The sequence below is a fragment of the Bradyrhizobium genomosp. III genome (assembly GCF_000261705.1).
Classification (GTDB): domain Bacteria; phylum Pseudomonadota; class Alphaproteobacteria; order Rhizobiales; family Xanthobacteraceae; genus Bradyrhizobium; species Bradyrhizobium ottawaense.
In genome coordinates this window covers 1-4,767 of record NZ_AJQF01000470.1, presented here as the reverse complement: position 1 = coordinate 4,767, position 4,767 = coordinate 1, and the positions used below count along the sequence as shown (strand labels likewise).

General features: G+C 65.2%; 5 protein-coding genes and 1 pseudogene. All 6 read right to left on the bottom strand.

What is annotated here, in order from left to right; genetic code table 11:
* A pseudogene (locus IC66_RS0137110) lies at nucleotides 1-262 on the bottom strand (LPS export ABC transporter ATP-binding protein); the annotation flags it as partial.
* A gap of 222 nt (nucleotides 263-484) precedes the next feature.
* Entirely contained in the window at nucleotides 485-1,198 is a 714-nt protein-coding gene (locus IC66_RS0137105) for an LptA/OstA family protein (RefSeq protein WP_038950979.1), read from the bottom strand.
* 4 nt (nucleotides 1,199-1,202) lie between these two features.
* Nucleotides 1,203-1,937: an LPS export ABC transporter periplasmic protein LptC gene (gene lptC / locus IC66_RS0137100; protein ID WP_028139456.1), complete on the bottom strand. Its 735-nt coding sequence runs from the start codon at nucleotides 1,935-1,937 to the stop codon at nucleotides 1,203-1,205.
* 159 nt (nucleotides 1,938-2,096) lie between these two features.
* The gene (locus IC66_RS0137095) at nucleotides 2,097-2,711 is read right to left on the bottom strand and encodes a ribonuclease D (protein WP_038950978.1); all 615 of its coding nucleotides are present in this window, start codon (nucleotides 2,709-2,711) and stop codon (nucleotides 2,097-2,099) included.
* Nucleotides 2,712-2,814: 103 nt separating this feature from the next.
* Nucleotides 2,815-4,116, bottom strand: a complete 1,302-nt coding sequence (locus IC66_RS0137090; RefSeq protein ID WP_063712077.1) for a UbiA family prenyltransferase — start codon at nucleotides 4,114-4,116, stop codon at nucleotides 2,815-2,817.
* Nucleotides 4,117-4,345: 229 nt separating this feature from the next.
* The coding region (locus IC66_RS0137085) for a hypothetical protein (RefSeq protein WP_038972323.1) at nucleotides 4,346-4,767 on the bottom strand (422 nt) is incomplete at its 5' end.

The window sequence follows — 4,767 nt, the reverse complement described above, 5'->3', positions numbered from 1 at the left end:
CCCCGCCGTTCGGCTTGGCGGCGGCCCTGACGGGGTGAACTGCCGGCTGGCGCGGCGCCTCGGCTTGATAGTCGCCTTGATAGTCGCCCGGGAACTGATCGGGCGCATGGATCGCCTGGTCGCGGGCCATCGGCGCGTCCCGGATCGGGCTGGTCACGAGCCCGCCGACGCCGTCACCGAGCGCGGTGATGTCCTGACGCGCAAATCCTGGCCGGCCGCGCTTGGCGGGGCGCCGACGGAACATGCTGAAGAGATCGACCATCCCCGCCCTCTAGCCTTTCGCGACGATCCTGCGCGAATTCGCGCGATCTGCCGCACCGGTCGTTCGACTAGCCGGTGCAGCATGAGTGAAGGGATGTCTCATGCCCAGTGAAACACGCCCGAAAAGCGGCGGACCCCGCTACGAAAGCCCTGCGCGCTAGATACAGTCTCGCCGGCCAAGCTTCAACCTCGGTTCGGCCGCATCCGAACCAAGCTGTTGAATTCATTTCGGTTTAGTTGCGCCGGGCAATTGCAAAGGCGGCGCCCCGCCGGGCTTGCCCGAACCGCAATCATTGCCGCCGCCCTGGGGCAGCAGGGCCTGAACCCGGCCGTTGTCGGATTCCACCCGCGACACGCCCGTCGTCATGTCGACCATCAAACGGTCGCCGCGCAGCACGTTCTTGCACTGCGTCAGGACGACCTGGCCGCCGCCGCCCAGCATGGTGATGAGATTGGTCCTGGTGTCGAACACGGCGGTCTCGCCGGTCACCACCTGGTCCTTCTGGGTGACCACGACATTGCCGCGCGCCTCCAGCCGTTTGATCGAGGAACTGCCGCCGGGGCCCGGCTGCGCCGACTGCATCGGCGCGCCCTTGGCCGCCTTGGCCGCAGGCTGCGGCGTGGCGGGCTTGTCGCCGCCCGACTCGTAGAACACCACCAGGGTTTTCGAGGTCATGGTGGTGTCGCCCTGGACGACCTTCACATTGCCGGCGAAGGTCGCCTCCTTCTTCTTGTCGCGCATCTCGAGCGAGGCGGCCTCGATCTGAATCGGCTGATCACGGTTCTGCGAAAAACCCTGCATCGCGTTCGGCACGCCCTGCATCGTGCTCTGCGCAAAAGCGGTGCCGGTTGCAGCAAGCACGACAATGGCGGCGAGCGCAGCTGCACTGAAGATGGCGCTGCGCTTGTTGTCGTTGCGCGGAAAAGACCTGATCATGAAATCACTTTGAATTGGCAGATTTGTTCTTTGACTTGGCCGGCGGCGCCGCCGGCGCGGGCTCGGCCGGCGCAGGCTGAGCGGCGGCGGGGTCATCCAGCTTGTCCAGATGCATCACCACATTGCCCTCGAAGCGGATGACGTCGCCGCCTTCCGTAATGCGTAAGCGGTCCGCGGTCAGCGTGCCGTTGGTCAGCTTGACGTCGACGCGCTCGTCCGAGGAGACCGTGCCCTTGCCCATGTCCACGAAGGCCGAGTTCAGCCGGGCCTCGTAGCCGGTTGAGGTGCGCAGGAAGATGTCCTTGTGCAGATCGAGCTGCTGCTGCTTGTTGTCGAAGCGGCCGGTGCGGGCATCGAGGAACAGGGTGGATTGATCCTCCATCAGCACTTTCGCGCGCAGGTCGGAGAGATCGACATGATCGGGATCGGTGATGTCCTGTGTCGCAGTCTTGGCCCAGAGCTCGTAGGGCCGCTGGTCCGGCGTGTAGCCCGCCAGATGCGGCGATTCCATCGTGATCTTGGTGCCCGACACCACCAGGTTTCCGGAATCGAGCGGCAGCTTCGGCATCAGCATGCGGAACGGATTGAAGACCGAGACGCCGACGATCGCGGCCATCGACAACAGCACTGCAGCCGGCACCGCGAGGCGCAGAATCCGCACCAGACGGCTGTGGCGCGCCGCGCTGGCAAACTTCGCCGCAAGCGCGGCGTCGTAGGTGGGATTGTGGGCCGAATTCACCTGAGCTCCTGAGGTGCCGCTCGCCAGGCCGGGTTGCAGGCCGCTCCATTGTACCCGTGACCGCCGCAATATGCAGCCTTGTACATATCAGGCTTGGACAGGCCGCATGAAAGTGTCCGAAACGGGGCGCAGCCCGAAGTCTAACCGGCGGGCGAGGGCTCAGGAATGCGCGAAAATGTCCTCCTCCGCCCAGCCCTGGAGGTCGAGCAGGGCGCGGGTCGGCAGGAAGTCGAAACAGGCTTTGGCCAGCGCGGTGCGGCCCTCCCGCACCAGCATGGCGTCGAGCCGTTCGCGCAAGGCATGCAGGTGCAGCACGTCCGAGGCGGCATAGGCGAGCTGCGGCTCGGTCAGGCTGTCGGAACCCCAGTCGCTGGATTGCTGCTGCTTGGAGAGATCGACATTGAGCACCTCGCGCACGAGGTCTTTCAAGCCGTGGCGATCGGTGTAGGTGCGGGTCAGGCGCGAGGCAATCTTGGTGCAATAAATCGGGCCGGTCATGACGCCGAAGGTCTGGTACAGCACCGCGACGTCGAACCGCGCGAAGTGGAAGATCTTGGTGATGGCGGGATTGGCCAGCAGCGCCTTGAGGTTCGGCGCGTCGGTGTGTCTCTTGGGGATCTGCACCACGTCGGCGCTGCCGTCGCCGGGCGAGAGCTGCACCACGCAGAGCCGGTCGCGGTGCGGGTTCAGCCCCATGGTCTCGGTGTCGATCGCCACCGCTCCGGTGTAGCGGGACAGGTCGGGCAGGTCGCCGCGATGCAGGCGTACGGTCATGGCGTTTCAAAACCTCGGGTCTAATCGGTGCGTCGGCAAATAGCGAATTCAGATTGCCCGCGATGTAGCCATTGCCGGCGGGCCGCGCAAGCACGGGCTTCGCTCAGATCGCCGCCAGCATGATGCAGATCATCGCCGCAACCGCAATGCGGCTGGGGCCGTCGCGGAAGGCGTACAGAATCGGGTCATCGGGCATCTCGCGGCGATGCGCCATCATCAGGGCGCGGCCGAACCAGTACAGCAGCAGCGGATTGAGCAGCCACAGCAGCCAGGGACGGCTGTAGAGCGGCGTCACCGCGGTCGAGGAGACGTAGAGCGAGAACACGGTCACCGCGTTCATCGCGCTCGCCGCCGCCATCGCGGCGATGATTTGCAGATCGGTGACGCGATAGTCGCGGTTGGAAGGATCGGAAAGGCCGGCGCTCTCGCGCATGCTGAGCTCGCTGAAGCGCTTGATCAGCGCCAGCGACGTGAACACGAAGAGCGAGAAGATCAGCAGCCATTCCGATAGCACCACGCCGACGCCGACCGCGCCGGCGACGATGCGAAGCGTGTAGAGACCGGCGAGCGTGACGATGTCGACCAGCATCTTGCGCTTGAGCGCGAGCGAATAGGCGATGGTGGTGACAAGATAGGCGCCGAGCACGCCGAGAAACAGAGGCGAGATGCAGAGGCCGGCCACGACCGCGAACAGCCACAACGCAGGGATCGCTGATAGCGCGGACGAGATCGGCAGATCTCCGGCCGCCAGCGCGCGATGGCGCTTGGTCGGATGCTGCCGGTCCGCTGCGAGATCCAGGAGATCATTCATCAGATAGGCGCCAGACGCACAGGCCGAGAACGCCAGGAACGCCAGCAGCGCGGAGCCAAAGCTGGCAAAATTCAGCTGATGCGCGGTGATGACAGGTACGAACACCAGCGTGTTCTTGGCGTATTGATAGACGCGCAGCGCCTTGGCCCAGGTCCTGAGGCTGGTCTTGAGGCTGGCGTTGCGGCTGCGATTTTCGATGCGCTCGATGGCGCCGGGATCGAACGGCAGGTTTTCTCCCGCAGCCAGATCGGCCGGCGCAACGACACCGTCAAAGCCGAGATGCGCGGCAATGCCGGCGGCATGACGGGCGAAGCGGCCAGCCACCAGATAGATCTTCGCGCCCCGCGCCCGCGCAGCGAGCGCCCGGTTCAACACGTCGGAATCATAGGGCAGATGGGCGTAGTCGATCTCGGCGCGCGCCAGGATATCCGTGAGTGCCGCCATGCCCGGTCGTCCGCCCGCGCCGAAGCGGGCGAGCATGCGGGCGGGGCTGGAGAACAGCGCCTCCATCAGCAACTCGGACCGCAGCAGGCCGCCTTCGAGATCGATGACGAGCGTCCGCGTGGCCGCCGCCGTGACCAACGGCTCGGGCACGCCAGGATCATACTGCCGGGCAGGCTGCTCCATCCGAAAACGCTCTGACTTGCCGCAAACTGACCGGCATCCGGCCGGGGAGCAGGGAAATGGACGGTCAGGACACTAGGGGAGCATTCGCTAAGGGCGGCTTAATCGGGGCTGCCAGGAGCAGCGAGAACAGGGTGGGGCGCGGCCGCCAATCTGGCGACAAACGAAGACTTATCAATGAGATAGTGCTCAGAAACGCTCACGGCGTCTTCTTCTGTGCAGGCACAGCCGGCTTCACGGGCGTCACCTGGGCTTGCGGCTGGGGGGATGCGGCTTCCGGCGTAGAGATCGCGATGGCGATCAGACGCCATTGCCCGGCCACGGTCTGAAACGTGAGATCGAACTGGATCTGCTGCGGCCGGGTCGGGATGTAACCTGCCAAGCGCAGCATTCCGCGCTGATCGAGCGCGGGCGCGTCGCTGAATTGCGGCGCCAGCAATGCCGCACCGTAGAGATCGAAGTTGCGGCGCCGCAGATCGAGAAAATTCAGCGCGAGATCGGCGGCGGTGTTGCGCGCCTGGAAATCGGGCGCAGCAAGGTCGCGCAGCACCGTGTAATTGCCCGTGCGGTTGGCATCGTTGAGCGTGAGCAGCGTCGAGCGGATCAGATAGAGAGCCTGCT

Bases quoted from the DNA above. Each gene is read 5' to 3' on its own strand.
- IC66_RS0137105 (WP_038950979.1), bottom strand. From the start codon at position 1,198: ATGATCAGGTCTTTTCCGCGCAACGACAACAAGCGCAGCGCCATCTTC.
- IC66_RS0137095 (WP_038950978.1), bottom strand. From the start codon at position 2,711: ATGACCGTACGCCTGCATCGCGGCGACCTGCCCGACCTGTCCCGCTAC.